This is a genomic window from Paenibacillus ginsengarvi, from assembly GCF_003626695.1.
GTDB lineage: Bacteria > Bacillota > Bacilli > Paenibacillales > NBRC-103111 > Paenibacillus_AB > Paenibacillus_AB ginsengarvi.
On the sequence record NZ_RBAH01000007.1, the window covers coordinates 1 to 24,427 of the forward strand.

The 24,427-nt window shown below is 55.7% G+C and carries 26 protein-coding genes and 1 tRNA gene; all 27 read right to left on the reverse strand.

The window, feature by feature from the left end:
- Positions 1 to 1,511 (reverse strand): hypothetical protein (locus tag D7M11_RS11220; RefSeq protein WP_205127047.1); only part of this gene is annotated, 1,511 nt, incomplete at its 3' end.
- A gap of 690 nt (positions 1,512 to 2,201) precedes the next feature.
- Positions 2,202 to 3,008, reverse strand: a complete 807-nt coding sequence (gene trpA / locus D7M11_RS11225) for a tryptophan synthase subunit alpha (RefSeq protein WP_120747309.1) — start codon at positions 3,006 to 3,008, stop codon at positions 2,202 to 2,204.
- Positions 3,005 to 4,207, reverse strand: a complete 1,203-nt coding sequence (trpB, locus tag D7M11_RS11230) for a tryptophan synthase subunit beta (RefSeq protein WP_120747310.1) — start codon at positions 4,205 to 4,207, stop codon at positions 3,005 to 3,007. The genes trpA and trpB overlap by 4 nt, the downstream gene beginning before the upstream one ends.
- Complete coding sequence (locus D7M11_RS11235; RefSeq protein WP_120747311.1) at positions 4,185 to 4,883, reverse strand: phosphoribosylanthranilate isomerase; 699 nt, start codon at positions 4,881 to 4,883, stop codon at positions 4,185 to 4,187. The genes trpB and D7M11_RS11235 overlap by 23 nt, the downstream gene beginning before the upstream one ends.
- Entirely contained in the window at positions 4,884 to 5,684 is an 801-nt protein-coding gene (gene trpC / locus D7M11_RS11240; protein ID WP_120747312.1) for an indole-3-glycerol phosphate synthase TrpC, read from the reverse strand.
- The gene (trpD, locus tag D7M11_RS11245; RefSeq protein WP_120747313.1) at positions 5,674 to 6,714 is read right to left on the reverse strand and encodes an anthranilate phosphoribosyltransferase; all 1,041 of its coding nucleotides are present in this window, start codon (positions 6,712 to 6,714) and stop codon (positions 5,674 to 5,676) included. Before trpD ends, trpC begins: the two co-directional genes overlap by 11 nt.
- A 17-nt stretch (positions 6,715 to 6,731) precedes the next feature.
- The gene (gene trpE, locus D7M11_RS11250; protein WP_120747314.1) at positions 6,732 to 8,267 is read right to left on the reverse strand and encodes an anthranilate synthase component I; all 1,536 of its coding nucleotides are present in this window, start codon (positions 8,265 to 8,267) and stop codon (positions 6,732 to 6,734) included.
- 401 nt (positions 8,268 to 8,668) lie between these two features.
- Positions 8,669 to 9,043, reverse strand: coding sequence for a chorismate mutase (aroH, locus tag D7M11_RS11255; protein WP_120747315.1), 375 nt, complete (start codon positions 9,041 to 9,043; stop codon positions 8,669 to 8,671).
- A gap of 6 nt (positions 9,044 to 9,049) precedes the next feature.
- The gene (gene aroB, locus D7M11_RS11260; protein ID WP_120747316.1) at positions 9,050 to 10,144 is read right to left on the reverse strand and encodes a 3-dehydroquinate synthase; all 1,095 of its coding nucleotides are present in this window, start codon (positions 10,142 to 10,144) and stop codon (positions 9,050 to 9,052) included.
- 1 nt (position 10,145) lies between these two features.
- Entirely contained in the window at positions 10,146 to 11,309 is a 1,164-nt protein-coding gene (aroC, locus tag D7M11_RS11265; protein ID WP_120747317.1) for a chorismate synthase, read from the reverse strand.
- Positions 11,310 to 11,504: 195 nt separating this feature from the next.
- A complete protein-coding gene (locus D7M11_RS11270; protein WP_120747318.1) occupies positions 11,505 to 11,798 on the reverse strand; it encodes a hypothetical protein in 294 nt (97 codons plus the stop codon).
- Complete coding sequence (locus D7M11_RS11275; RefSeq protein ID WP_120747319.1) at positions 11,776 to 12,873, reverse strand: ABC transporter substrate-binding protein; 1,098 nt, start codon at positions 12,871 to 12,873, stop codon at positions 11,776 to 11,778. Before D7M11_RS11275 ends, D7M11_RS11270 begins: the two co-directional genes overlap by 23 nt.
- Before the next feature lie 162 nt (positions 12,874 to 13,035).
- A complete protein-coding gene (locus tag D7M11_RS36720; protein WP_168928301.1) occupies positions 13,036 to 13,188 on the reverse strand; it encodes a hypothetical protein in 153 nt (50 codons plus the stop codon).
- 56 nt (positions 13,189 to 13,244) lie between these two features.
- Positions 13,245 to 14,033, reverse strand: a complete 789-nt coding sequence (locus D7M11_RS11280; protein WP_120747320.1) for a CheR family methyltransferase — start codon at positions 14,031 to 14,033, stop codon at positions 13,245 to 13,247.
- 162 nt (positions 14,034 to 14,195) lie between these two features.
- Complete coding sequence (ndk, locus tag D7M11_RS11285; RefSeq protein WP_120747321.1) at positions 14,196 to 14,639, reverse strand: nucleoside-diphosphate kinase; 444 nt, start codon at positions 14,637 to 14,639, stop codon at positions 14,196 to 14,198.
- Between the two features lie 66 nt (positions 14,640 to 14,705).
- A complete protein-coding gene (gene hepT / locus D7M11_RS11290; protein WP_120747322.1) occupies positions 14,706 to 15,680 on the reverse strand; it encodes a heptaprenyl diphosphate synthase component II in 975 nt (324 codons plus the stop codon).
- 4 nt (positions 15,681 to 15,684) lie between these two features.
- Complete coding sequence (locus tag D7M11_RS11295; RefSeq protein WP_120747323.1) at positions 15,685 to 16,536, reverse strand: menaquinone biosynthetic enzyme MqnA/MqnD family protein; 852 nt, start codon at positions 16,534 to 16,536, stop codon at positions 15,685 to 15,687.
- A 2-nt stretch (positions 16,537 to 16,538) separates the two neighbouring features.
- Positions 16,539 to 17,147: a UbiX family flavin prenyltransferase gene (locus D7M11_RS11300; RefSeq protein ID WP_120747324.1), complete on the reverse strand. Its 609-nt coding sequence runs from the start codon at positions 17,145 to 17,147 to the stop codon at positions 16,539 to 16,541.
- On the reverse strand, positions 17,141 to 18,016 hold the full coding sequence (locus D7M11_RS11305) for a UbiA-like polyprenyltransferase (protein WP_120747325.1): 876 nt from the start codon (positions 18,014 to 18,016) through the stop codon (positions 17,141 to 17,143). The genes D7M11_RS11300 and D7M11_RS11305 overlap by 7 nt, the downstream gene beginning before the upstream one ends.
- Positions 18,006 to 18,737: a demethylmenaquinone methyltransferase gene (locus tag D7M11_RS11310; protein WP_120747558.1), complete on the reverse strand. Its 732-nt coding sequence runs from the start codon at positions 18,735 to 18,737 to the stop codon at positions 18,006 to 18,008. The genes D7M11_RS11305 and D7M11_RS11310 overlap by 11 nt, the downstream gene beginning before the upstream one ends.
- 19 nt (positions 18,738 to 18,756) lie before the next feature.
- Positions 18,757 to 19,620, reverse strand: a complete 864-nt coding sequence (locus D7M11_RS11315; RefSeq protein ID WP_120747326.1) for a heptaprenyl diphosphate synthase component 1 — start codon at positions 19,618 to 19,620, stop codon at positions 18,757 to 18,759.
- Between the two features lie 141 nt (positions 19,621 to 19,761).
- Complete coding sequence (locus tag D7M11_RS11320) at positions 19,762 to 20,301, reverse strand: hypothetical protein (RefSeq protein WP_120747327.1); 540 nt, start codon at positions 20,299 to 20,301, stop codon at positions 19,762 to 19,764.
- 93 nt (positions 20,302 to 20,394) lie between these two features.
- Entirely contained in the window at positions 20,395 to 20,622 is a 228-nt protein-coding gene (mtrB, locus tag D7M11_RS11325; protein WP_120747328.1) for a trp RNA-binding attenuation protein MtrB, read from the reverse strand.
- Between the two features lie 183 nt (positions 20,623 to 20,805).
- Positions 20,806 to 20,879, reverse strand: a tRNA-Pro gene (locus D7M11_RS11330).
- A gap of 163 nt (positions 20,880 to 21,042) precedes the next feature.
- A complete protein-coding gene (gene galE, locus D7M11_RS11335; RefSeq protein WP_120747329.1) occupies positions 21,043 to 22,032 on the reverse strand; it encodes a UDP-glucose 4-epimerase GalE in 990 nt (329 codons plus the stop codon).
- A 37-nt stretch (positions 22,033 to 22,069) separates the two neighbouring features.
- A complete protein-coding gene (locus tag D7M11_RS11340) occupies positions 22,070 to 23,269 on the reverse strand; it encodes a galactokinase (RefSeq protein ID WP_120747330.1) in 1,200 nt (399 codons plus the stop codon).
- A complete protein-coding gene (gene galT / locus D7M11_RS11345; RefSeq protein WP_120747331.1) occupies positions 23,266 to 24,249 on the reverse strand; it encodes a galactose-1-phosphate uridylyltransferase in 984 nt (327 codons plus the stop codon). The genes D7M11_RS11340 and galT overlap by 4 nt, the downstream gene beginning before the upstream one ends.
- Between the last annotated feature and the right edge of the window lie 178 nt (positions 24,250 to 24,427).

Here is a 24,427-nt window from a genome sequence, read left to right on the forward strand (position 1 = left end):
GCATGGCAGTCTTCCAGCGTCAGGTCCGTCAGCCGCTTGTTCGCGATGATCCGCGACGCGATATGCTTCTTCACCGTCACCCGCTTCGCGCTGTCGCCCCATGTCGTGCCGCTGTTCGCAAACGACAACATCCCCGAGTTGTTAATGTACGTCAGGTCGTGCTCGAACTGCCCGTGCGTCACGAACGGACCGTACTCGTCTCCGTCTCCGTGGCAGTTCTCGACCAGGCAGTACGCCGCGCACGTAAAGTCGTTCAAGTGGCGCGCGTTGCTCGTGTTGCAGTCCTTGATATGCCCGTACAACACGTTGATCTGCTGCGTCAAATAACCCGTTCCGCCCCAGTCGCGCTCCTCCGGATTCATCAGCTGGCACCGCTCCGTCACATAGTGCGAGTTGTACCGCCGCATGACAACCGGCCAAAATACTTTCGTCGCCTTGATCCCGATCGCGTCGCATTCCACAGCGTATTCGTACGCCACCGGGTTCGAGCCGAGCATATCCCAGTCCGGCGTCGGACGCTGGCTCGTTCCGTTCGGCGGTACCGGGACACCGACGAAGTTCATATTTTTCACGACACAGCCGATCGCCGGATTGATTTTTTTGTATGTGATTTGCCGTCCCGCCGCCAGCTGCCAGCCGGATTTGTAGTTCAGCCGCACTCGCGTCGCATCGAACACTTCCGTCACTTTCACCAGGTAGTCCAGCTCGCGCTGCGCGCTGCCTCCGGAATTGTTCTTCACCTGCGCATGCCACCAGCTGCCGACCTCGAATACCGACGAATCCGCCACCTCGTAAATGTCCGCATACTCTTCCACGTTCGACGCCAACGTCACCGTTTGCGTCACACCCGTTTGCGTTCCTTGGAAAAACAACACCGCCCCGAACGGATTGTCGATCGTATTCAGTTCGATCCCTTCCGTCGTCACCGTATGATACAGAAAGTCGACCTCGATGTTGCTGCGATGATACACGTGGCGCTTCTTGAAATTGAGGTCGCTATGCGCTTCGATCCGGTGAATCGTCTCGTCGTTCACCATCGCGTCCAGCGCAGCGTCCGGCTCCTGTCCCGGACCGAACACGCCGAACCAGCGGAAGTCCGCTACACCGCTATGTACCGTCTCAAACCGGCCGCTTGAGCCGTTCGTCCCGTCCAGACTATGCACCGTTCCGCCGTTATGAGGCTTCGTGCTGTTCGCTGCCCAGCGGACAAGCTTGCCGCCTCCGTCGCCGCTTGTTTTGAATCCGCTTACAAGGATGTGCTGACCGTCTTTCAGCTTTCCCGGAGGTAAGGTAGACAGAGCCGCTACGTTTGCGACTTGAATTACTTTTTTGCCATCCAGAGCTTCGGCCGAAGGCTCACTGGCCGCCATCGCCATTTTCGATGCGAACGCGCTGCCGGCCAGCACCACTCCGCCAATGCCAAGCGTGCGGAGAACATTTCTTCTGCTGATCGATGGCAGCTCGCTGTCTGCCGCGATGTCCGTCTTCCCCTTGCTCTTGCTCTCATTCATTGACAACAGCTCCTTTGTACAAGGTCGGTTCGGTCGCTCACAATCTGACTCAACCCTGATTTGGAAAATAGATGAAATCAATCCTGTTTACTGCTTTAAATCATTTTCAGGTTTGATCCTGATTTGTTTTTATTATAGCTCGGTGATGAAAACGCCGTCAACGAGACATTTCAACTTTTTCGACAAAGAAGTTAAGCGGCAGTTTTTCTTCCTCATCGCCCGATCCGCGGCGTTCCGTCAGCCATAGCGGAACTCCCGCTTCCGCTCCCGCTGTCTCAGCGGAACTGTCAGTTCCGTTATTGCCGTTTCGTGAACCTCCCACACCTACATAAAGGAAGTCCCACTTCCTTTATGGCTCCATAACCCGGCTCCACTCGAGCTTTTGGCTGCTTTAACGGAACTTTTGCTTCCGTTATCATCCGACCCGCGCAACCCCGCCAGCTATAGCGGAACTTTCACTTCCGCTTCCCCGCTCGCCCCTCACCAGCTCCAATCCTGGCATGAAGGAAAAACTTCCAGGGCATGGCTTAGGAAGGTATTCCGTCCCAAAATCTCTATAACAACGTTTTCTCACCATACTTGGGCCTGCCACATTTTAACGCTTTACCGAACTTAAACTTTAACGTTAAAAAACAAAAAGCCTTAACCGGATAACCGGTTAAGGCTTTTTGCAAGGCTGCACGTATGCGGTTATCCCCGCAGCTGTCTGACGAATTCGCGAACTTGCACCAGACCGTCGGAACGCGACGACTCGGACAGTAGAAGCGGCGTCGCCTCTTCGATTTTGCGGACGATCGCGCTGCCGATCACAACGCCGTCGCAGGTTTGCGAGAAATGAACGAACTGCTCGCTCGACGAGATGCCGAAGCCGATCGCGATCGGCAGATCGGTCGAACGGCGTACCGAGGCAAGGAAGTCGTCGATTCCCGAGAAGAAGTCGGAACGAACGCCTGTAACGCCGAGCGACGATACGCAGTATATGAAACCCGAAGCCGTAGCGGTTATTTTGGCGATACGGTCGTCGGAAGTCGGGGCAACGAGCGGAATCAGATGAATGTTATAGCGATCGGATAAGGCCTTGACCGGGCCGTTCTCCTCGAACGGCAAATCCGGGATAATGATACCGCTGATGTCATGCTCCACGAGCAGCTCGAAAAACCGTTCCAGTCCTAGCTGCAGCACCGGATTGTAATACGTAAACAGAATAAACGGCAAATTGACGTTATGCTCGCGCGCCTGCTTGGCAATCCGGATGCAATCAAGGATCGTAATCCGATGCTTAAGCGCGCGTTCCGACGCTCGCTGGATGACCGGACCGTCTGCAAGCGGGTCCGAGTACGGAACGCCCAGCTCGACGATATCCGCTCCCGCCAGCTCCAGCTCCCGGAGCAAGGAAAGCGAAACTTCCGGGCTCGGGTCGCCCATCGTAATATAGGGGATAAGCGCCGTACGGCCCTGGCGCTTCAGCTCCGCAAACTTCTCGTCTATGCGATTCACTGTGCGCCACCTCCCAAATAACCCATAATCGACTCCACATCTTTGTCGCCGCGGCCCGAGAGGCTGACGACGATAACTTGATCCTTGCCCATCGTCGGAGCTACCTTGAGCGTATGCGCGATCGCGTGGGAGCTTTCCAGCGCGGCGATAATGCCCTCGGTCCGACTGAGCAGCTGGAGCGCGTCCAGCGCTTCCTTGTCCGTAACCGGCACATATTCGGCGCGGCCGCTGTCCTTCAAATAAGCGTGCTCCGGTCCGATACCGGGATAGTCGAGCCCGGCCGATATCGAATGCGCCGGCAGTACCTGACCGAATTCATCCTGCAGCACGTAGCTGAGCGAGCCCTGGAATACGCCCGGGCTTCCTTTTGTCATCGTAGCCGCATGCTCTTCCGTATCGACGCCGCGCCCCGCCGCTTCCACGCCGATCAGACGCACCGATTCGTCCCCGACAAACGGGTAAAACATGCCCATGGCGTTGCTGCCTCCGCCTACGCAGGCGATGACGGTATCCGGCAATCTGCCTTCCTTCTCCACGATTTGAGCGCGAGTCTCGTCGCCGATAATGCGCTGGAAGTCCCGTACCATCATCGGATACGGGTGAGGTCCCGTCACCGAGCCAAGAATGTAGAATGTGTCGTGCACGTTGCTGACCCAGTAACGGAGTGTTTCGTTACAGGCGTCCTTCAGCGTTCTCGTACCGGAGGTAACCGGCACGACTTCCGCGCCGAGCAGATTCATCCGGAATACGTTGAGCTGCTGCCGCTTCGTATCTTCCTCGCCCATGAACACTTTACATTCCAGACCGAGCAGAGCCGCGATCGTGGCCGAGGCAACCCCGTGCTGCCCGGCGCCGGTTTCGGCGATCACTTTTTTCTTGCCCATCCGTTTGGCGAGCACCGCCTGCCCGATCGTATTGTTGATTTTGTGGGCTCCGGTATGGTTCAAGTCTTCCCGCTTCAAATAAATCTTCGCTCCGCCCAAATGCTCGGTCAGCCGTTCAGCATAATACAGCCGGGACGGCCGCCCTGCATATTCGTTCAGAAGCTTCTGTACGTCCTTCATAAATTCCGGGTCTTGCGAATATTTGCGATACGCTTCCTCCAGCTCGATTAAAGCGTTCATTAACGTTTCCGGTACGTAACGGCCCCCGAAGGCACCGAAACGTCCCTGCTCGTCAGGCACTGGCATGCGGCTCATGAAGTTTCACCCTTTCGACGAAAGCTTGTATTTTCGTAATATCTTTAATTCCATCCGTTTCGACGCCGCTGGACACATCTACCCCGTCAGGCGAATACTCGGCAATTAGCTTCTCCACATTATCCGCCGACAGTCCGCCGGCGACGAGCAGAGGTAGCCCAGCCGATCTGGCCCAAGCGGCATATGCCGGGATCAGACTCCAGTCGAACTTCCGCCCCGTGCCGCCCCCGGCCGTATCGAGCAGCAGACCGTCGATGCTGCCCGCATAAGAAGCGAGCGAATCGGTGATCGCCTGCGCACGTTCGAGGCCGTCCGCGGAAGCGGCCGCTTCGGGAGCCGAAAACACCCGATACACACGTACGCCAAACCGCTCTCGCACGAGCTGGCAAAAGTCGGCCGACTCCGCTCCATGAAGCTGCACGATATCGAGCGGAGCGATCCGAAGCGTCTCCTCCAGCTGCTCCATGGACGGATTCACGAACACGCCGACGGTGAGCGGCACAGGCTGTCCGCTTGCACGGCGTTCCTTCACTAGACGGACAAGCTCTCCCGCTTCCCCCGGAGTCACCTGCCGCTTGCTTTTGGCGAATAAGAAGCCGATATGGTCGACCGGCAATTCCAGGACGGAAGCGAGCGTGTTTCTATCTTTCAACCCGCATATTTTGACCGTCGTCATTTACTTGGCCTCCCGGGCCGCCGCTTGTACCATCAGCTCCAGAACGGCATCCTCGATAACCGGCTTGCGCATGAAATGCTCGCCGACGAGCACTGCATTCGCGCCGATCGATTGCAGGTAGGTTATCTCGCCGGACTCAGAAATGCCGCTTTCGCTGACGATCGTTTTGCCGGCCGGTATATCGCGAATCAGCTCTTCCGTTGTCTTCAAATCGGTGACGAACGTCCGCAGGTTGCGGTTATTGATGCCGATCAGGGTGGCGTCGAGCGTCAGAACGCGCTCCAGCTCTTCGCGGTCGTGCACTTCCACCAGCACGTCGAGTCCAAGCTTGCGGGCAAGCGCCAAATAGTCGCGCATCTGCTCCGTCGTCAAGATAGCCGCGATCAGCAAAATCGCATCCGCGCCGATCAGCCTTGCCTCATAAATTTGCGTCTCGTCTATCGTGAAATCTTTGCGCAAGATCGGCACGTCGACCGCTTCCCGCACCGCCTGCAAATAGTCGTTCGAACCCTGGAAATAGTCCACGTCGGTCAGCACGGACAGGCAATCCGCACCTGCCGCTTCGTAGGAACGGGCGATCGATACCGGATCGAAGTCGGCGCGAATGAGCCCCTTCGATGGCGATGCCTTCTTGACCTCGGCGATTAGTCCCATGCTTCGATTCCGACCGATGAGCGCTTTCTCGAAGCCCAGGCAAGCCGGCATCGATGCGATACGACGCTCGGCGTCTGCTATCGACAACGCCGATTTGAGACGCTCGACCTCGATTTTTTTGGTAGCTACAATTTTATCAAGAAACATGTGTTTGTTCTCCCGTTACTTGGACTAGCTGCCCCAGCTTCTCCGTCGCTTTCCCGGAGTCGATGACCGCACCCGCTAATTTTACACCTTCCTGCAAAGTGGAGCAACGTCCGGTCACGTAGAAGCACGCTCCCGCGTTAGCCAGTATGATGTCGCGGCAAGCGCCCGGAGCGCCTCCGAACACGTCGCGAATAATTTCCGCGTTGCGCGCGGCATCGCCGCCGACGACGTCGCTCATCGGATAAGCGCGAAGTCCGAGATCGTCCGGGCTAATATCAAACGTACGAATGGCGCCGTCCTTCACTTCTGTCACCTTCGTCGCCGACGAAATGCTGATTTCGTCCAGCCCGTCATAGCTGGCGACAACGAGTCCGCGCTTGATGCCAAGCGTGTGCAGCACCTCGGCGATCAGCTCCGTCCGGTTGCGGTCGAAAATGCCGAGCAGCTGCCGGTCGGCCCCGGCCGGATTCGTAAGCGGACCGAGCAGATTAAAGACGGTGCGGATGCCGATCTCCCGGCGCGGTACGGCCGCATGTTTCATCGACGGATGATGCGCCTGCGCGAACATGAAGCAGATGCCGATGCGGTCCAGACAGCGGGCCGCCTCTTCCGCGTTCAGGCCGATGTTCACGCCGAGCGCCTCCAGCACGTCTGCGCTTCCGCTTTTGCTGGACATCGCCCGGTTGCCGTGTTTCGCTACGCGGATGCCTCCCGCGGCCGCCACGATTGCCGATGCCGTCGAGATGTTGAACGTATCCGCCCCGTCGCCGCCCGTGCCGCACGTATCGAGCAGATCGGACTGCTCCGAGCGAACCGCATTCGCCTTGCTGCGCATCGTTTCCGCGAAACCGCCGATCTCGTCGGCCGTTTCTCCTTTCATCCGAAGCGCTGTCAGCAAGCTTCCGATCTGCGATTGCGAGGCTTCACCGTCCATGATGACGTTCATCGCCGCCTTCGCCTCGTCTCGGGTCAGATGAGCGCCCCCGACTACCTTCGAGATTGCTTGCTGGATCGTTTTTCCGGTTGTCATCTTCCTTCCCCTCCCTGTCAATAATAGTCCTGATTCGTTACGACAGCCGCTTTCTCCGACTCGCCGAATATCGCTTCGGCCATCCGTACCGCCTTGAGCATCCCCATCGCTTTATTGACGGTTTCGTTATATTCCATCTCCGGTACGGAGTCCCATACGATCCCGGCCCCGGCTTGCATATAGGCTTTTCCGTTTTTGAAAATTAGCGTCCGGATCGTAATGCAGGTGTCCATATTGCCCGAAAAGCCGAGATAACCGATCGCGCCCGCGTACGCCCCTCGCGCTTCGCTCTCAAGATCGGCGATAATTTCCATCGCCCGCAGCTTCGGTGCGCCCGAGACCGTTCCCGCCGGCAGGCAGGAAATGAACGCATCGAAAAAGTTTTTATCTTCCCGCAGCTTGCCGGACACGTTCGAGACAATGTGCATGACGTGCGAGTACCGCTCGATCTCCATGAACATGTCGCACTTGACCGAGCCGAACTCGGATACGCGGCCGATATCGTTCCGTCCCAGATCGACGAGCATCAGATGCTCCGCCCGCTCCTTCTCGTCGGCGAGCAGCTCCTTCTCCAGCGCGATATCGTGCTCCGGCGTCTTCCCTCTCGGCCGGGTGCCCGCGATTGGCCGCGTCTCGACGCGATCGCCGTTTACCTTTACGAGCGCTTCCGGGGACGTTCCCACGATAACCTCGTCGTCCATTTTCAAATAATACATGTAAGGCGAAGGGTTCATCGTGCGCAGCACGCGGTATACGTACAGCGGATCGATTTCCGTCTCGATATGGAAGCGCTGGGACAGCACGACCTGGAAAATGTCTCCGGCACGGATGTACTCCTTCGCTTTCTCCACATTGCCTATATACTGCTCCTTCGTGAGATTCGAGTGAATCTCGCCTAGATCGATATCGGCAGGTATCGCATTTTGCTTCGTCGGCTGCGGCACGGGCTGCTGAAGTCTATCGATCGTCGCATCGATCTTGGCGCAAGTCCGTTTGTACGCTTCGGCAATTTGCGCGTCGGTCGCATGTTTCTCAATGTGCACGTTGCCGATCACTTTAATCTGCTGTTTGAAATGGTCGAATACGATGACCTGGTCGCAGAACATGAACTCGATATCGTTCATTGTCAAATCGTCGTGCCGGTGCGCCGGGAGCTTCTCGTAATATTGCAGCAGATCGTAGCCGAAAAATCCGATGGCGCCGCCGCTGAACGGAGGGAAGTCCGGCAGCTTCGGGCTGGAATACGTCCGCAGCAGCCCTTTCAGCATCTCGAGCGGCTTCTCGTCCACGACGCGGCGAACGCCGTTCAGCTCGACTTCCATGACGCCGTGTTTGCCCTTCACCATCAGGAACGGGTCCGTACCGATAAACGAATACCGCGCCCATTTTACGCCGCCCTCTACGCTTTCCAGCAAGAAAGCCCGATCGTCCTCGTAAAAATGCTGAAACACGCGAATCGGCGTCTCGGTGTCGGCCATCAAATGACGGACAACCGGAATCAAATTATAATCGTCTGCGAGACGAATTACTTCTTTCAACTCGGGAGTATACATCGTCTTCTCTCCTCTGCGGCTACGGCCGGTATAGATGCAAAAAAACCTCTACCTGAAGGTAGAGGTTTGTTGAAATCGATAGTTTCGTAGAATAGGGCTGTTTCAGAATGCAACGAAAGAGAGGATCGTCCGATAAACGCGGCTCGCTTATCCGGCACATCCATATCAAGCTCTTCTCCATGTAAGGTAACAAACGATAGACGGAACCCGTCCATCTCGCACCTTGCCATTCGCTGATCTGATCTCGAAGCGCCGGCCAACTGATGGCAACGCCGTCTTACCCTTACCTCGACTCTGCTCGACTCGCTCTCAAAACTCTAACTCCTCAACTCAGCTAAACCATTGCTTTTGTTCACTATACCGCAAGACCGGACTCCGGTCAATCCTTTTCGGGCAAAAACTTAATTCGCCGCTTTGGACAAATCCGGACGCAGCTTGATCGCATTGTTCAAGTAAACGTGACGAATCTCCTTCTGGGATTTGTCGGTATTCACCGTGACCATAAGCCGGATGCACTTTTCCAGGCCGCCCGGAACTGGAATTTCCAGCGCGCACATAAGCGGGACCAGCTCCCAGCCCTGCATTTCACGTATGACCTTGGCCGGAAAAGCCGCATTCAAGTCCTGCGTTACCGTCACGAGAACACTTGCGATATCCTCCGGCTTGATGGCGTTTTCGGCCACGATCTGCCCCAGCAGCTCGGCCGTCGCATATAGAATTTCCGCTTCCTCGTTGCGTTCCACCGTGATAGCCCCGCGTACTCCCCGTACATACATGTCGACTTAGTCCTCCCTTTTCAATCCCTCGACGACTTCCTTGACCCAAACGGACGAGACATTTTTGTTAATCTCAACGTCTCCGATAGCTTTGGGTATAATAAACACCATGTTGCCTTCCGAAAACTTCTTGTCGTGCATCATCGCGCTCATGATCGCGTCCGTATCCATATGCGCCGGAATACGCACGGGCAGGCCGAATTTGCGTAAAATCCGCTCCGTTTCCGCCGCAATCGTCTCCGGATTGCCAAGCTTCGCGGACAATCGGGCCGCGCCGACCATGCCGATCGCGATCGCTTCGCCGTGAAGCAGCTCGCCGTAGCCGGCTACAGCTTCAAGGGCATGGCCGATCGTATGGCCGAGGTTTAAGATGGCGCGAAGTCCGCCTTCCTTCTCGTCCTCGGACACGACCTTCGCCTTGACGCCGCAGCCGATATACAAAGCGTGCTGCAGCGCTTCCGAGTCCAGCGTCAGCAGCCGCTCCGCATTGGTGTCGCACCAGTACACGAACTCGCGGTCGAGGATAAACCCTTCCTTGACGAGCTCGGACAAGCCTGCGCGCGCGTCTCGCTCCGGGAGCGACTTCAGCGTGGCGATATCGTACAAGACGAACTCCGGCTGATGGAATGCCCCGATTACGTTTTTGGCGAGCCTGTGGTTCACCGCGACTTTGCCGCCGACGCTGCTGTCATGCGCCAAAATGGTCGTCGGGATCTGTACGAACCGGACGCCGCGCATATAGCTGGCTGCGACGAAGCCGGCCAAGTCCCCGACAACGCCCCCGCCGAGAGCGATCACCGCGGAATTGCGGTCCAGCCCGGCCTCCAGCGCTACCGTGATTACTTCCTCGAGCACGGCCAGCGACTTGGACTTTTCTCCTGCGGCCACAACCGCCGTAGCGATCCGGTAACCGCCCGCTTCGAGCAGGGACTGGACGCGTTCCAAATAATGCTCCGCCACATTCTCGTCAGTAACGATCAGATGAGGCGACTTCGTGCCGATCTGGTGCTTGCCGAGCGTGTCGGCCAAGTCGTTCAGCAGGCCTTCCCCGACATAGATCGGGTAGGAGCGTTCTCCGAGATCCACAGTCAGCTTTTTCATATTAATACCGCCCAACTTGAGCGAGGTAACTCTCATAGTTGGCGCGAATTTCCTCCATCGAGTCGCCGCCGAACTTCTCCATGAACGCCTTCGCCACTTCCCAGGCAATGACGCTTTCCATAATAACGCCGGCTGCCGGCACCGCGCACGTATCAGAACGCTCGACCTGCGCCGAGAACGGCTGTTTCGTATCGATGTCGACGCTGGCAAGCGGCTTGTACAGTGTAGAGATCGGCTTCATGACGCCGCGAACGACGATCGGCTCGCCGGTCGTCATCCCGCCCTCGAAGCCGCCAGCGCGGTTCGAGCCGCGACGGAACCCGTTTTCCTCGGTGTACAAAATTTCGTCATGCACCTTCGAGCCTCTACGCTCGGCTGCCTCGAAGCCGATGCCGAATTCGACGCCCTTGAACGCTTGAATCGAAACGACAGCCTGAGCGATGCGTCCGTCCAGCTTGCGGTCCCACTGCACATGACTGCCCAGTCCGACAGGCACGCCCTCGACGATGACTTCGACGATACCGCCGAGCGTGTCGCCTTCCGCCTTCGCCTGATCGATCGCGGCGATCATGAGCGCTTCAGCGTTTTTGTCGACGACGCGCACCGGGGATTCCTCGGTGATGCGGATCAATTCGTCGATCGCCAGCTCCTGGCGGTTCACTTCGATCTCGCCGATCCGGATGACTTGTCCGGCTACCTTAATGCCGAACTGCGCCAAAAACTGGCGTGCGATCGCGCCTACAGCTACGCGCACCGTCGTTTCCCGGGCGCTTGAGCGCTCCAAAATGTTGCGCAAATCTTTCTGATTATATTTCAGCCCGCCGTTCAGATCGGCATGTCCCGGGCGCGGACGGTTGACGCGGCGTTTGCCCTCGCTGCCCTCTTCCACGTCTTCGATGCTCATGACGGTCGTCCATGCTTTCCAATCTTTATTTTCTACGACCAGCGCAACCGGAGCTCCGGTCGTTTTGCCGTGGCGGACGCCTCCGACGAGCTGCGCCGTATCTTTCTCGATCTGCATCCGTTTGCCGCGCCCGTGTCCTTTTTGACGTCTAGCCAGTTGCTCGTTAATCGGTTCGCCGGTAAGCGGCAAATTGCTCGGCAACCCTTCCACGATCGCCGTTAGCTGCGGTCCGTGTGTTTCTCCTGCTGTCAAATATCTCATTGCCCTAGTCCCCTCTCATCCTGATCCGATACCGTACGCTTATAGGAAGAAAAGCATCGCATGCGAAGCCTTTTCGATCAAGCGAACATCGCCTTCGGAACGTTCTAAAAGCTTTAGCGCTTTTATGTACCGAAATTATCATGCTAATTATAGTATAGCGTCCGGTGTTTGACAAGAAAGAGGGGCTCGGCGCCGTCATTTTTTCGCCGCGAACTCGTCGTCGATCGCCTGCTGCACTCGTTTCTCCAGCGCGGCAAGTCCGTCTGCCGCCCGCTTCCGGTCATATATAACGTTTAGCAGCTCTTCGCTCGTCATCTCGATCACTTTCTGCGATAAGAGCTGCGGCCATACACTCTCAGTATCAAGTGTGCTTCCAAGCATATAAAAAGCTTCCAGCTTGCGACCTTCAACCATCAGAACGGAATCGCTGCGCGTCGACAGCTTGCGCGACTTCAGCTTGTCCAGCTCAACCGCCATTTCGCGTCCCATTAGCGTCTTCACAAAGGTCCATGCGGCCGTTTTGTTCGGCGAGTCCATAGCGATGGCGACCGGATCGTTTAACCGGATCGTTTACAACAATGCCGAATAACGGCTCGTTCGGCTTGTCCGCTTTGACAGGTCCGGTCACGACGTCCCACTTGATCGGAGCGATCCCTTGGGCTACGGCGTCATTCATCATTTCTATTAGTCCGGTATTATAGATGGACATCGCCGCTTCTCCGGCAATAAATTTGTTTTGGAGCAGGCTTTCCTTTTTATTTGTCGCCGGTACCTGCTTCTCGGGCGGCAAGTACACCGCGTTCGATTTGAATGCGTCAACCCCAACCGATATAGCGGACACATACGCGTCCGAGGCGTACATCGCTTTTCTTTTATCCGCACTCAAATAATCCGTGCCGACTCCCTTCGCATATGACTGGACGATGGAGAACGGCAAATAGTTCGTATAAATGCCGTAAAGCTGTTTCCCGTTTTCGGTTCGCGCCGCTTTTTTGGCCAGCTCGAGCAAACTTGGCCAGGTCATCCGGTTTGTCGGGTAAGGGATTCCGAGCCGGTCGAACATGTCCTTGTTATAATAAAGCCCCGTGGCATTAAACGTAGGCGAAAGGTTCGTCAGCCGCCCCCCTCCGATGGCCCTCGATTGCTCGACGGCCGCGCTCGTTAACTGGTTCAGATCGTAATTGTCCTGTTTGAGGAGCGGTGTCAGCTCCATTACCTTGCCGCTTTTGCTCAATTGTTGCACCGAGGCGAGTCCAAAGATCAAATCCGGTTTTTGTTTCATCAGCTCATCGGGATCGACCGGCACGCTGAATTTGTTTTCGATTTTGACCGAGGGGATCACTTCGAATTCGTAATCCGGCAGCAGCTTTTTGAGCGCATTCCCGTAGACCAGATTAAACTCCTGCTGGTTAAAATAGGCGACCTTCAATTTTTTCGAGCCCTGCTCCTCTGCCGGCTTTACAACAGGTTGATCCTGCTTCCCCGAACAGCTGGACAGCAGCACCATCACTGCAAGCATCGCTGCCGCCTTCACTCCGAAACCGCTTTCAATCCTTCCCTTCATCCGACAACCACCATTCTTTTAATTTGTATTTATACTAAAATATGGTATCAAATCCATTTCGTTGTTTCAGCTATTTTTACGTTTATTCTACGAATCTTCATACGCAACAAAAAGCACGCCCTTTGTTCAAAGGGCATGCTCTGCATCTAACATCATGTACAGTTAGCGCGCCGTGTACAACCGCGCCGAATCGGGCTGTTTCTGATCGTCGACCATTCCGACTACTTGCATCGAATCGATGCCGAGTATTTGCGCACATTCCTGAATCGTGATAAATCCGCGCCGGTACGCCGTAATGACCTTGCGTTTGTCCATAGCTGTAAAACCTCCTGATCGGTTTACGCTATTAGTATAGGAATATATGGAAGCGTTTATACATGGTCCGTCCGTTTGCGGTAAATAAACGTGTCGGCCGTTTCCATTCCGTATTGCCCCGGCGAAAAAATCTGTTCCGTGCTGCCTACAAACAGCAGGCCGCCCGGCTTCAAGGCGCGGCTGAACTTATGATACAGCTCGTGTTTGGCTTCTTCGGTAAAATAAATCATCACATTGCGGCATACGATCAGATCGAACTGGCTGTCGAACGGATCGTGAAGCAAATTTTGCTTGGCGAAGCGGACATGCTTTTTCAGCGAATCTGCGACTGAGAAGGTCATATCTCTTTGCGTAAAATATTTTTTGACGTAAGCCGGAGGCACGTCGCGTAGCGATCGGTCCGGATAAACGGCCCGCCGCGCTTTTTCCAGCGCCCCCTCGTCAATGTCCGTCGCATGCAGCTGCGACGTCTCCAGCACGCCGAGCTCGGCCATAATCATCGCCAGCGTATACGGCTCCTCGCCGGTCGAGCAGGCCGCGCTCCAGCATTTCAGCTTGCGCGAGCCGCGCGCCATATCCGGTATTACTTTTTTCTCGATAATCTCCCACCGGTTCGGATTGCGCCAAAACTCGGACACATTAATCGTCATCCGGTCCAGAAACTCGTAATACATCTCCTTGTTCTTAGCCATTGCATCGAAAAACGAAGCGAACGATGTAAACCCTTTTTTCGTATACAGCGTCGTCAGCCGCCGCTTCATCTGCGCTTCCTTGTACTGCGAAAGATCGATCGCCGAATAGTCCTTTACTTTTTTGATGAACAGGGCATAATCTTTGTCATCCATCTGCGTCACTCTCCCGAAAATAAGCCGTCTGCCTGAGGCCGAGGTCCTAAGCTATATGATTGTGCGGTTGTTTATAGGCACAAAAAAAACCCGTTAGCACATAATTCCATGCAGACGGGATTTTTTCCTTCTCGGGAAGGCGAAATATGTCGAAGTTTTGGCTCAAATCCAGGTTTGGATCGTCTTGTTGTAGCTCACAAGCTCGTGCGGCTCGAAAAAAATCGCCATTTCCCTTACGGCATTTTCAGGCGAATCGGACCCGTGGATCAAGTTGCGGTTCGTATGTACGGCGTAATCTCCGCGGATCGTACCCGGCTGCGCTTCCAGCGTATTCGTCTTGCCCATCATGATCCGGGACAACGCAATCACCTGATCGCCTTCCCACACCATCGCAAACACTGGGCCGGAGGTAATAAAGCTCATCAGATCATCGTAGTACGGTCTGCCGTGATGTTCGGCATAGTGCGCCTCCGCCTTTTCCTTCGGAACCATCATCAGCTTTGCAGCTACCAGCGTAAAACCTTTGCGCTCGAACCGATGTACGATTTCCCCGATCAGTCCGCGTTGTACGCCATCCGGTTTGACCATCAAAAACGTTCTTTCCATATACCTATCCCTCCGTCTCTCACAAAATGTATCCATCAGTGTTAACCGATAAATCGCCATTCATACTTAATAGGAACGGTCGCCGATAAAATGCGCGATGTCGACCAGATCCCGCTTCGCCCGATTGCTCGGGAGACCGGATAACGCTTCTATGGCGCGATCGATATAACGGGACGACAATTGGTCCGCTTGCTGCACATACGTGCCGGAACGGATCATCCGCAAAAAAGGTGTAACATCCGTCTGCCCGTCGACGAGGCGAATGCGCTCAATCTCGGCCAGCAGCTCGCCACGGATACTCGGGTCCGCTAGCGCGTACAGTACGGGCAGCGTAATATTGCCCTGGCGAATATCGCTGCCCGGCGGCTTGCCCAGCTCTTTCTCCGTACCGGTCAAATCGAGAATATCGTCCCGGATCTGGAACGCCATGCCGACGTTATAGCCGAACTGGTACAGCTTCTCGCTCACGTCCTCATCCGCCTCGGAAGCGACTGCCCCGAGCTGGCAGCTGATGGCAATAAGCAGCGCCGTTTTCCGCTTGATGCGCAGCAGGTAGTGACGCAGCGTCTGATCGGTGCGGAAAAAGTAACGGATTTGCTCGATTTCGCCAATCGTCAGCTCGACGATGGCCGAAGACAATATTTGGTGAATCCGCGGATTGCTTAGTTCGGTCGCTACCGTAAGCGCCTTGGCGAAAATATAATCGCCGGTATACATCGCGATCCGGTTGTCCCACTTCGAACGGACCGTTAGTTGGCCCCGTCTCGTATCCGCGTCGTCGATCACATCGTCGTGTACAAGCGTAGCCATATGAATCAATTCTAGCGGTACTGCGATATGCTTGATACGCTGTACGTCATAACGGCCGAATTGCGAGGAGAGCAGGACGAAAACCGGACGAATCCGTTTCCCGCCCGCCTTCAGCAAATGCAGCGAAGTTTCCTTCAGCATCGCGTGTTCGGTATATACGCTCCCCTCCAGCTCCCGCTCGACGTAAGCGATATCTTTCTTCATTCGGGCATAAATATCCATTAGTTTCATTGCGTCACCTGGTTACGGAGTTATCAGACCACATATGGATCGGAGCCGGCTCGGACAACAGCCCCAGCTCGGCGGCGTAGCGGTAATAGAGGCTCAGGCCTCTGCGCTGCTCCGGCCCGAAGTCATGACTCAAGTTGCGAAAATAGCCGCGCCAATAGTCCGCCGTGCCGCCGATTTCGGCTTGCGCCGCCGCTACGATCGACTCCGGGTCCTTTTGTCCGGCCGCCTTGCTCTGGAGAAACGCTTCATGTACGGCTGCGACCAACTCGGGCTCGCGAGCGATCGTTTCCTTGCGTACCGCCCATACCGCAAATGTCATCCATTCGCCGGTATAGTGCTGCCACAGGCCGCCCATATCGGATACGTGATACGGCGTGTCCTGCCAGCTGGCGCGGATGGCATCGTCGCCGATGAGCAGCGCGGCATCCGCATGTTTCATCATTGTATCCAAAGATGGGGCCGCGTACACGTAGGTAGGCGTCACCCCGATAAACCGGCTCAATACAATCTTGAGCAAATTGACCGTCGTAGCCGAGCTCGTCGGCAGCATGACCGTGCAGCCGTCCAGCTCCTCCAAAGGCTTTTTATGAAACAGCAGCAGCGAATTCACATTGCCCAGCGCGCTTACCGACAGCTCGGGAAACAGCTCGTAACGCTCGTGCGACTCCCCGTAGGCGAACGACGAGATCGCTCCCATGTCAACCTCGCCGGCGAGCATCGCCCGGTTCAGTCCGGTCGGCACCTGCCCGATCCATTGCAGCCTGGAGCCGAATCGCTCATGCGGAAAAAAATGATAGATCGGCCAAACGTTCGTGTAATTGATTTTCCCGATGCGTATTAGCGAATCTGGTTGCATGATTAAGCATCTCCCCATCGTCGAAACAATTCGTTGTCGATCCCTATATTGTCAAGCACCTTGCCGACCATGAAATCAACAAGCTCGTCCATCGATAACGGTTTATGGTAAAAAGCCGGCATCGCCGGGATGATGCCGACGCCGAGACGGGACAGCTTCAGCATATTTTCCAGATGGATCGCATGCAACGGCGTTTCCCGCGGCACGAGGATCAGCCTGCGTCCTTCCTTCAGCATGACGTCTGCCGCCCGCTCGAGCAAATTGCCTGACGCGCCATGAGCGATCCCCGACAACGTGCCCATGCTGCACGGCACGATCGCCATGCCGGCGGTGCGGAACGAGCCGCTCGCGATGCTGGCCCCGATATCGTTTATCGGATAATAGCGAGGCTTCAGCGCAAAGCGCTCAAACTTCGACTCTAGCGTGCGCTGGCGATGGGCGGCATCCCAGCCCAGTTCCTCGTGCAGCACCCGCCAGCCGGCATCCGTAATGACGAGATGTACCGGAATATCCAGCTCGAGCAGCGCTTCGCACAGGCGCACCCCGTAAACCGCGCCGCTCGCCCCGGTCAGACCGACTACCCAGCCAGCGCGGCTTTTGCTCTCTACCATATATACCGCACCACCACATCGATGAATGTGAAACAAAACACAACCACGCTCAAAACGCCGTTCATCGTGAAAAACGCCGTGTTCAGCTTGGATAAGTCGTTCGGCTTCACGATGTAATGCTCATAGAACAAAATCAGATACGATACGATAAGTCCGATCAAGTACCACCAGCTCAGCTCGGTCATTATGAACAAGCTGAGGAGACCGACGGCCGTAATGAGATGGAAGAAACGGGCAAGCAGCAGCGCCCGTCCGATGCCGAAGCGGCTCGGAATGGAATGTAGCCCTTCCTTCCGGTCGTAATCCGCATCCTGGCAAGCGTAAATGACATCAAAGCCGGCTGTCCAGAAAGAAACGCTGAGGTACAGCACGATCGCAGTCCAGTCGATGCTGTTCGTTACGGCCACCCATGCTCCGAGCGGCGCGAGGCCGATCGTCAGGCCGAGAATCAGATGGCATGTCCAGGTGAAGCGTTTCGTATACGAATAAATAACGGTCATGAAGACGGCAATCGGCAAAAGCTTCATGGCTAGCGGACTCAAGTTAGCCGCCGCCCAAAACAGCAAAATGAAGGAAACCGCTATAAAGATAAGCACTTCGCTCGCCGACAGCAATCCGGCCGGAATGGCCCGTTTCGCCGTGCGCGGATTTTTTTTGTCGATCACCCGGTCAATCAGACGGTTAAGTCCCATCGCCGCGCTTCGCGCGCCGACCATCGCGACGATGATCCAGCCGATCTGCGCCCAGGAGGGCATCGAATCGAACCGGATCATCGATCCGAGAACGGCTCCCATAAACGCGAACGGCAGCGCGAACAGCGTATGCTCGAACTTGATCATTTCGAGAAAAATTTTGATTTTATTCCACAATGCCGGCACCCTCCCGTTTCCCCTTTGCCCCGATATGGAGAGCGGCAATGCCGCTCATCAGCGGGTAAGCGTGAACGTCCTCGAGGCCGATCTCGCGAAAAATGGCCGCAAGCTGTTTATGATCCGGAAAATGGACCAGCGACTCGGGCAGCCACTTGTACTGCTCGTACCGTTTCGCGATCAGCTTGCCAATGAGCGGGAGTACGCGCTGGAAATAAAAATAATAAATCGCCTTGAACGGCTGCCAGGTCGGCTTCGACAGCTCGAGCGAAACGACGAGTCCCCCCGGCTTTACGACCCGCTGCATCTCCTCCAGCACCTTGCGGAGATCGGGCACGTTCCGCAGCGCGAAGCCGATCGTTGCATAATCGAACGTATTGTCCTCGAACGGCAGCGCCATCGCATTACCGTGCACCAGCTCGATCTGCTTCTCTCTTCCGAGCTTCTCCACCTTGTGTTCCCCGAAATCAAGCATATTGCGGCTGAAGTCCAGCCCTACGATCTTCCCCGTGCTGCTGGCTTCGGCCAGGCTGAGCGTCCAGTCGCACGTTCCGCAGCATACGTCGATTGCGGTTGCGCCGGGCTGGACGTTCATCCGTTTCATCGTGAACTTCCGCCATGCCTTGTGCCGGCGAAAGCTGAGCACGTCGTTCATCAAATCGTACTTATGAGCAATGCTCTCGAACACGGAGTGCACGAACTGCTCCTTGCTCGTCTTCATCTCCACCTTCGCTTCCACCTCACACTTCTTTAAGCGCCCGCGAAGCGGTCAGTGCGCGCACAAACGGCTCGCCGATCTGATACAGTTCGCCAGCCAGCTTCTCCGAGTCGAATCCGCGGATCTTGTCCGACAGCAGCTCGAATTGCGAATCGAGCATTTGCAGCAGCGTCGCCTTGACGTTGTACTTGTGCAGCAGCGTGCGCTGCTTGCCCGTATCGGCGCCTCCCTGCTGCAGCTGCTTGCGCTCTTCTTTGCTGCCTACTTGCAGCAAATGCCAAAAAGCCCAACCGGAACGGAGATCGTCCCCCCGCTCGATACGGCGCAGCTCGTCGAGCAAAACTTCGCACCTCGTAAACCCGTGCAGCATGTCGTGCCAGCTGCTCGGCTTCATCCATTCCAGCGCCCGGGAAAAGGCGAGGTACAGCTGCATCCTGATGCTGACCGCTTGCTGCATATATTCGTCAGCCGTCATTTTCCAGCTTTTCATCCGCGTGTACAAATTCATTTTGAGCCGGTTCACTTCGCAGATGGAAGCGGCCATTTGCCGGGTCATTTCGACTTGTCCGGCTTTCGCCAGAAGCTCGTAAAACCGGCTGCTGAAGTAATCCCCCGCCAGTACCTTCAATTGCCGCGCACGAGCTTCCTTTTTTTCTTTGCGGTCATTCGTTTCCGCCACAAGGTCATGCGTATCGAGTCCCATCTGGGCCAGCGACACGACGATCGCATACAGCTCGCTCTGCTGGGCAGAAGCCGGGCTTTTGTGCAGAAACGTATACAGAAGCTGCGAACGAATATTCGGGAGCTCCGGCAACTCCGTATGGTCCCGGATCATATCGTATTCGGTGTAAGGTTTCGTCGCATCCGCAATCGAGTAAGTGTTCATACATGCCTCCGTACCGCCGACAAGCGTTCAAAATTGCGTTCATCTGTGCATCCAAACCATTATATCACAACCGATTGTTCAGCGCACAATGTAGTTCTGTATACCGGACGGCGAGCCTTGATCCGTTATCAGTATACCTCTTTACCTTCGATGGCGGTCAAGCCACTTATGGGTGTAAGTAAGGCTAAAATGTGAACTTAAAAACTGCTCCTTTGTTCCCTTCCGCTGCAGGGCCGCCTCGGGGGTACCGCCCCCCAGATCGGAGCGCTTCGCGTCCATCGCCAGCAATAGCTGCGGCGCCCCGACGCCGGTTGCAGGCGGCTCCATGACACGGACGAGAATCTGCTTTACATTTTTCGTGCCGGCAAAACCCAGAGAAGCAATGTCGTACAGATCGTCATAGATCGGCTCCATCGCCGCATCGTCGGGCTTCGACCGCAGATCGACCGACAATATTGTATTGTTCCATTCTACACTTGCAATATCAAGATGAAGCGTCAGCTTCGCAACTATATCGACCAGGTTCCGGTCGGACAGGACAAGAGGAGAATCCGCGCGAAAGGCGGGCGTTTCCGTCTTGCCGAGTCCCGTTGCGGCATCCAGCTTCAGCACGATGGATAGCGCCGAAGCGACGCCGATACACAGTATCGACGCAATCAGCACCCGATATAACGTCTTCATTGGCGATTCCCCCCTTTTGGGACGTACCAGCCTCCCTTACCTCATTGTACAAAATAAAAAGGCAGGCTATGCCTGCCTTTTTCGTCTATGTCATTACTCGTCGGTGTCGACCGTTCCGAACCGGGTGATGACCGTTGCTTTTCCGCGAATTTTCACGGCGGAAGTGTGCTCCGTAAATTGCGCGATCATCACTTCCCCCTTGTCCAGCTTTTCCGTATGATGGAAACGCGTATCGTGACCGCGTGTCAGTCCGATGACGTGAACGCCGTTTTCCTTCGCCTTGATTACGAAATAATCACCGTGCACCGTTTCGCTGCTCATCGTCCTACTCATCCTCTCTTCTCGTCTCAGCTTGGGGCCGAACCTGTCCGGTTACGCCCACTTCCATCATGCGCAAAACGGATGGATATGTCAATTGTCCAAAACAAAAACCGCCTGACGTGCGCATAATTATACGCCGGTCAAGCGGTTTACGTCTGCTCCGCTGTGCCTTGCAAGTTAAAATCGGAGTAACACGATTTGAACGTGCGACCTCACCCACCCCAAGGGTGCGCGCTACCAGGCTGCGCTATACCCCGTGAACTTCGATAGCGGAACTATACGATATTATAATGGGTTTATTTTCTTTTGTAAAGAGAAAGTAAACTTCCCCGCAGAGCCGTGGCATCAGGATTTTTCACGATCAAACAGTCGCTTCTCCCGTTCGCCGTTACCGTTCGCGGGGAAATTCACAAGAGCGGATCAGTCGGCGTAACCGTCCGGATGCCGCTTATGCCAGTTCCAGGCGGTGCCGATTATCGTCGCCAAATCGTTGTATATCGGCTTCCAGCCGAGCACGCGCTTCGCTTTGTCCGACGAAGCGATCAGCACGGCGGGATCGCCCGCGCGGCGCGGCGAAACGGCGGCCGGAATCGGATGATCCGTGACGCCCCGTGCCAGCTCGACCACCTGTTTGACCGAAAAGCCGGTACCATTGCCCAGGTTGAACACGTCGCTCGGATGGCCGGCGCGCAAATACTGAAGGGCGAGCCAGTGGGCGTTGGCCAGATCCATCACATGGATATAGTCGCGGACGCAGGTGCCGTCATCCGTCGGATAGTCGTCGCCGAACATACCAATAAACTCTCTCTGGCCGAGCGGTACTTGCAAAATGATCGGGATCAGATGGCTTTCCGGCTTATGATCTTCGCCGATGAGGCCGTCCGGATGGGCGCCGCACGCGTTGAAATAACGCAGCGACACGAATTTCAAGCCATAAGCACGGTCGCACCAGCGAAACATATTTTCCATCGCCAGCTTCGTTTCGCCATACGGGCTTTCCGGATGCGTGGGGGCGCTTTCCTCAATCGGCACCTGCTCCGGTTCGCCGTACGTAGCCGCCGTCGAAGAAAAAACGATCCGGCGCACGCCAAAACGCTCCATCGCGCCGACGAGCGAATGCGTGCCGAACAGATTGTTATCGTAATACGCGAGCGGCTGCTTCACGCTTTCCCCGACAAGCGAGCTGGCGGCAAAATGAATGACCGCCTCGATATCGTTTTCGCCGAAGACGCGGTCCAGAAACGCCCGGTCGCGAATATCACCTTCATAAAACTTGGCGTCCGTAGCTACCGCCGATCGATGTCCGGTCGACAAATTGTCGACGACGACGACCTCTTCCCCTTGAGAAAGCAGCTCCACAACCGTATGGCTGCCGATATAGCCGGCACCGCCGGTGACAAGAATAGCCATAACGAACCTCCTTAAACAAAAGTAATAATACTACCGATTAAATGTCCAGTTCCTTCGCGCCGTCGCCGATATCGCATACGTAAAACGACGGAACGAGCCCCGTCTTCGCCGTATAACGTTCGGCCACCATACGCCGGAATTCGTCCACCGCTTCGTCACGAACGACGCTGACGTTGCAGCCGCCGAAGCCCGCACCCGTCATGCGAGTGCCGACGCAGCCTTCGATCGCGCTCGCTACCTCGTACAACGTATCCAGCTCGAAGCCGGTTACTTCGTACAAATCGCGCAGCGATTCGTGGGAGGCGTTCATCAGCTTGCCGAAAGCGGCGAGATCGCCTTGTTCGAGCCGATCCTTCGCTTCCAGCACACGCGCGTCCTCGGAGACAACATGCTCCACTCTGGCGCGGATAAGCTCATCCGGGATCGCGGAGCGAACTTCTTCCCACTGCGCAAGCGACAGCTCGCCGAGACTGCCGAGTTGCGGCAGTTTTTCCTTAATCCACTTTAACCCATCCTCGCATTGCTGTCTACGTTCGTTGTATTTGGAGTCGGCGAGCCCTCTGCGTTTATTCGTATTCGTAATAATCAGCTTGCAGCCTTCGATTCGAAACGGCACGTATTCATAATCGAGCGTATCGCACTTCAGCATGACGGCATGCTCCCGCTTGCCCATGCCGACGGCGAACTGGTCCATAATGCCGCAGTTCACGCCGACGAACCGGTTTTCCGCCCGCTGCGACAGCTTGACCAGCTCCAGCATCGGAATGTCCAGCCCCGCAATCGCCGTGAACGCCAGCGCCGTTGCCATCTCGATCGAGGCTGACGAAGACAAGCCCGCTCCGTTCGGCACGTTGCCGTAATACAACACATCGGCGCCCTGAAGCTTGGCGGCATAAGCGCCGTCCGCATAACTGAGCAGCTCCGACAGCACGCCCTTCGGATAATTCGCCCAATCGTCTTCTTTGCGGAACGTTACGTTTGCAGCCGGCGTATCCGCCTGGGCCTCGAATTGCATCGAACGAAAACGGTACAGGCCGTCGGTGCGCGGCTTTACAAGCGCATACGTGCCGAATGTGAGCGCAGCCGGAAAAACGAGCCCGCCGTTATAATCCGTATGCTCGCCGATCAGATTCACCCGCCCCGGCGCGAAAAAGAGGCGCACCCCTTCGGCGTCGCCGAACCGCTCGGCGAAAGCAGCGCGAAGCTGCCGAATGTCCAGATCCGAAACCGTTGTCATGATAGTCGCCCTTCCTTTCTCAAATAGCGCTCATACGCTTCTCTCATTTTCGGCGCCGTCTCTTCGACCGCCATCGGATTGGCTGCCGCCCATGCTCCCATTTCGGAGGAGGCGTACCACTTGATTTTATCCTTGTCCCGGAGCGGCGGATAAAACTCGATATGGAAATGGTAATAATCCTCTACGTTGTCGCCGTTTACCGGCCTTTGGTGCATGACCATCATATACGGGAACAGCCGGTCGAACAGTTGATCCATCGTGCCGGTCGTATCCTTGAGAATCTGTGCCAGCGACTGCTTCTCCTCCGGCGTAAAATCCGGAAGCGCCGTCATATGTCGTTTGCTGACGATAAACACCCCGTACGGATAATCGGTGAAAAACGGCAGATAACATAAAAAGTGGTCATTCTCGATAATGACCCGCTGCTTGAATTCAAGCTCGCTGCGATTCATATCGCAAAGCAGGCATGTTCCGTTCTCCTCGTGATGAAGCCGGCAGCTTTCCAGCTCGGTCTTCAGCTTGAGCGGCATATGCGAATATGCGTATATTTGCCCGTGCGGATGCGGCATCGTTACCCCGCACTCTTCGCCCCGATTTTCAAAAATCATCACATACTGGTGGTTCGGGTCCTTCTCCATCTCGACGAAACGTTCCGTCCACACGTCGATCAGCTTGCCGATATGCTCGACCGGCAGCTCGGGAAGCGTCTTCGTATGATCCGGCGAATACAAAATGACTTCGCACTTGCCGAACGATTTGGCCGTCTTGTACAGCGTCGTATCCACGGGGTCCGGCTCAGGCGGATTCGCAGAAAGCGCGGGAAAATCATTCTCGTAGACGTGAACGTCATAGTCGTCCGGCACTTTCCCGGAGCCCGGGCAAAACGGGCAGTACCCTTTCGGCATATGAGGCCGGTTTTGCCGGTTGGACGCGACCATGATCCAATCGCGAAGCAGCGGGTTATATCGCAATTCTGCCAAATGAGACAACCTCCATTGCTATCTTAGTAAAATAATTTAATAAAGTTCATTTGACTTCATCATAAACGCTCCTAGCCGAGAACACAATATATATTTGCAAAAAACTAGATAGTTCCTGTCCCAATGCCGCCTTCCGACTTCCGATTGCTTTTGATAACTTAATTAGTTATTCTAATAA

What these genes read in the sequence shown, in the direction of transcription:
- trpB (WP_120747310.1), bottom strand. Translation starts at nt 4,207, where the DNA reads ATGAGCCGCATGCCAGTGCCTGACGAGCAGGGACGTTTCGGTGCCTTC.
- D7M11_RS11235 (WP_120747311.1), bottom strand. Translation starts at nt 4,883, where the DNA reads ATGACGACGGTCAAAATATGCGGGTTGAAAGATAGAAACACGCTCGCT.
- trpC (WP_120747312.1), bottom strand. Translation starts at nt 5,684, where the DNA reads ATGTTTCTTGATAAAATTGTAGCTACCAAAAAAATCGAGGTCGAGCGT.
- trpD (WP_120747313.1), bottom strand. Translation starts at nt 6,714, where the DNA reads ATGACAACCGGAAAAACGATCCAGCAAGCAATCTCGAAGGTAGTCGGG.
- trpE (WP_120747314.1), bottom strand. Translation starts at nt 8,267, where the DNA reads ATGTATACTCCCGAGTTGAAAGAAGTAATTCGTCTCGCAGACGATTAT.
- aroH (WP_120747315.1), bottom strand. Translation starts at nt 9,043, where the DNA reads ATGTATGTACGGGGAGTACGCGGGGCTATCACGGTGGAACGCAACGAG.
- aroB (WP_120747316.1), bottom strand. Translation starts at nt 10,144, where the DNA reads ATGAAAAAGCTGACTGTGGATCTCGGAGAACGCTCCTACCCGATCTAT.
- aroC (WP_120747317.1), bottom strand. Translation starts at nt 11,309, where the DNA reads ATGAGATATTTGACAGCAGGAGAAACACACGGACCGCAGCTAACGGCG.
- D7M11_RS11270 (WP_120747318.1), bottom strand. Translation starts at nt 11,798, where the DNA reads ATGGGACGCGAAATGGCGGTTGAGCTGGACAAGCTGAAGTCGCGCAAG.
- D7M11_RS11275 (WP_120747319.1), bottom strand. Translation starts at nt 12,873, where the DNA reads ATGAAGGGAAGGATTGAAAGCGGTTTCGGAGTGAAGGCGGCAGCGATG.
- D7M11_RS36720 (WP_168928301.1), bottom strand. Translation starts at nt 13,188, where the DNA reads ATGGACAAACGCAAGGTCATTACGGCGTACCGGCGCGGATTTATCACG.
- D7M11_RS11280 (WP_120747320.1), bottom strand. Translation starts at nt 14,033, where the DNA reads ATGGATGACAAAGATTATGCCCTGTTCATCAAAAAAGTAAAGGACTAT.
- ndk (WP_120747321.1), bottom strand. Translation starts at nt 14,639, where the DNA reads ATGGAAAGAACGTTTTTGATGGTCAAACCGGATGGCGTACAACGCGGA.
- hepT (WP_120747322.1), bottom strand. Translation starts at nt 15,680, where the DNA reads ATGAAACTAATGGATATTTATGCCCGAATGAAGAAAGATATCGCTTAC.
- D7M11_RS11295 (WP_120747323.1), bottom strand. Translation starts at nt 16,536, where the DNA reads ATGCAACCAGATTCGCTAATACGCATCGGGAAAATCAATTACACGAAC.
- D7M11_RS11300 (WP_120747324.1), bottom strand. Translation starts at nt 17,147, where the DNA reads ATGGTAGAGAGCAAAAGCCGCGCTGGCTGGGTAGTCGGTCTGACCGGG.
- D7M11_RS11310 (WP_120747558.1), bottom strand. Translation starts at nt 18,737, where the DNA reads ATGAAGACGAGCAAGGAGCAGTTCGTGCACTCCGTGTTCGAGAGCATT.
- D7M11_RS11315 (WP_120747326.1), bottom strand. Translation starts at nt 19,620, where the DNA reads ATGAACACTTACTCGATTGCGGATGCGACGAAACCTTACACCGAATAC.
- D7M11_RS11320 (WP_120747327.1), bottom strand. Translation starts at nt 20,301, where the DNA reads ATGAAGACGTTATATCGGGTGCTGATTGCGTCGATACTGTGTATCGGC.
- mtrB (WP_120747328.1), bottom strand. Translation starts at nt 20,622, where the DNA reads ATGAGCAGCGAAACGGTGCACGGTGATTATTTCGTAATCAAGGCGAAG.
- galE (WP_120747329.1), bottom strand. Translation starts at nt 22,032, where the DNA reads ATGGCTATTCTTGTCACCGGCGGTGCCGGCTATATCGGCAGCCATACG.
- D7M11_RS11340 (WP_120747330.1), bottom strand. Translation starts at nt 23,269, where the DNA reads ATGACAACGGTTTCGGATCTGGACATTCGGCAGCTTCGCGCTGCTTTC.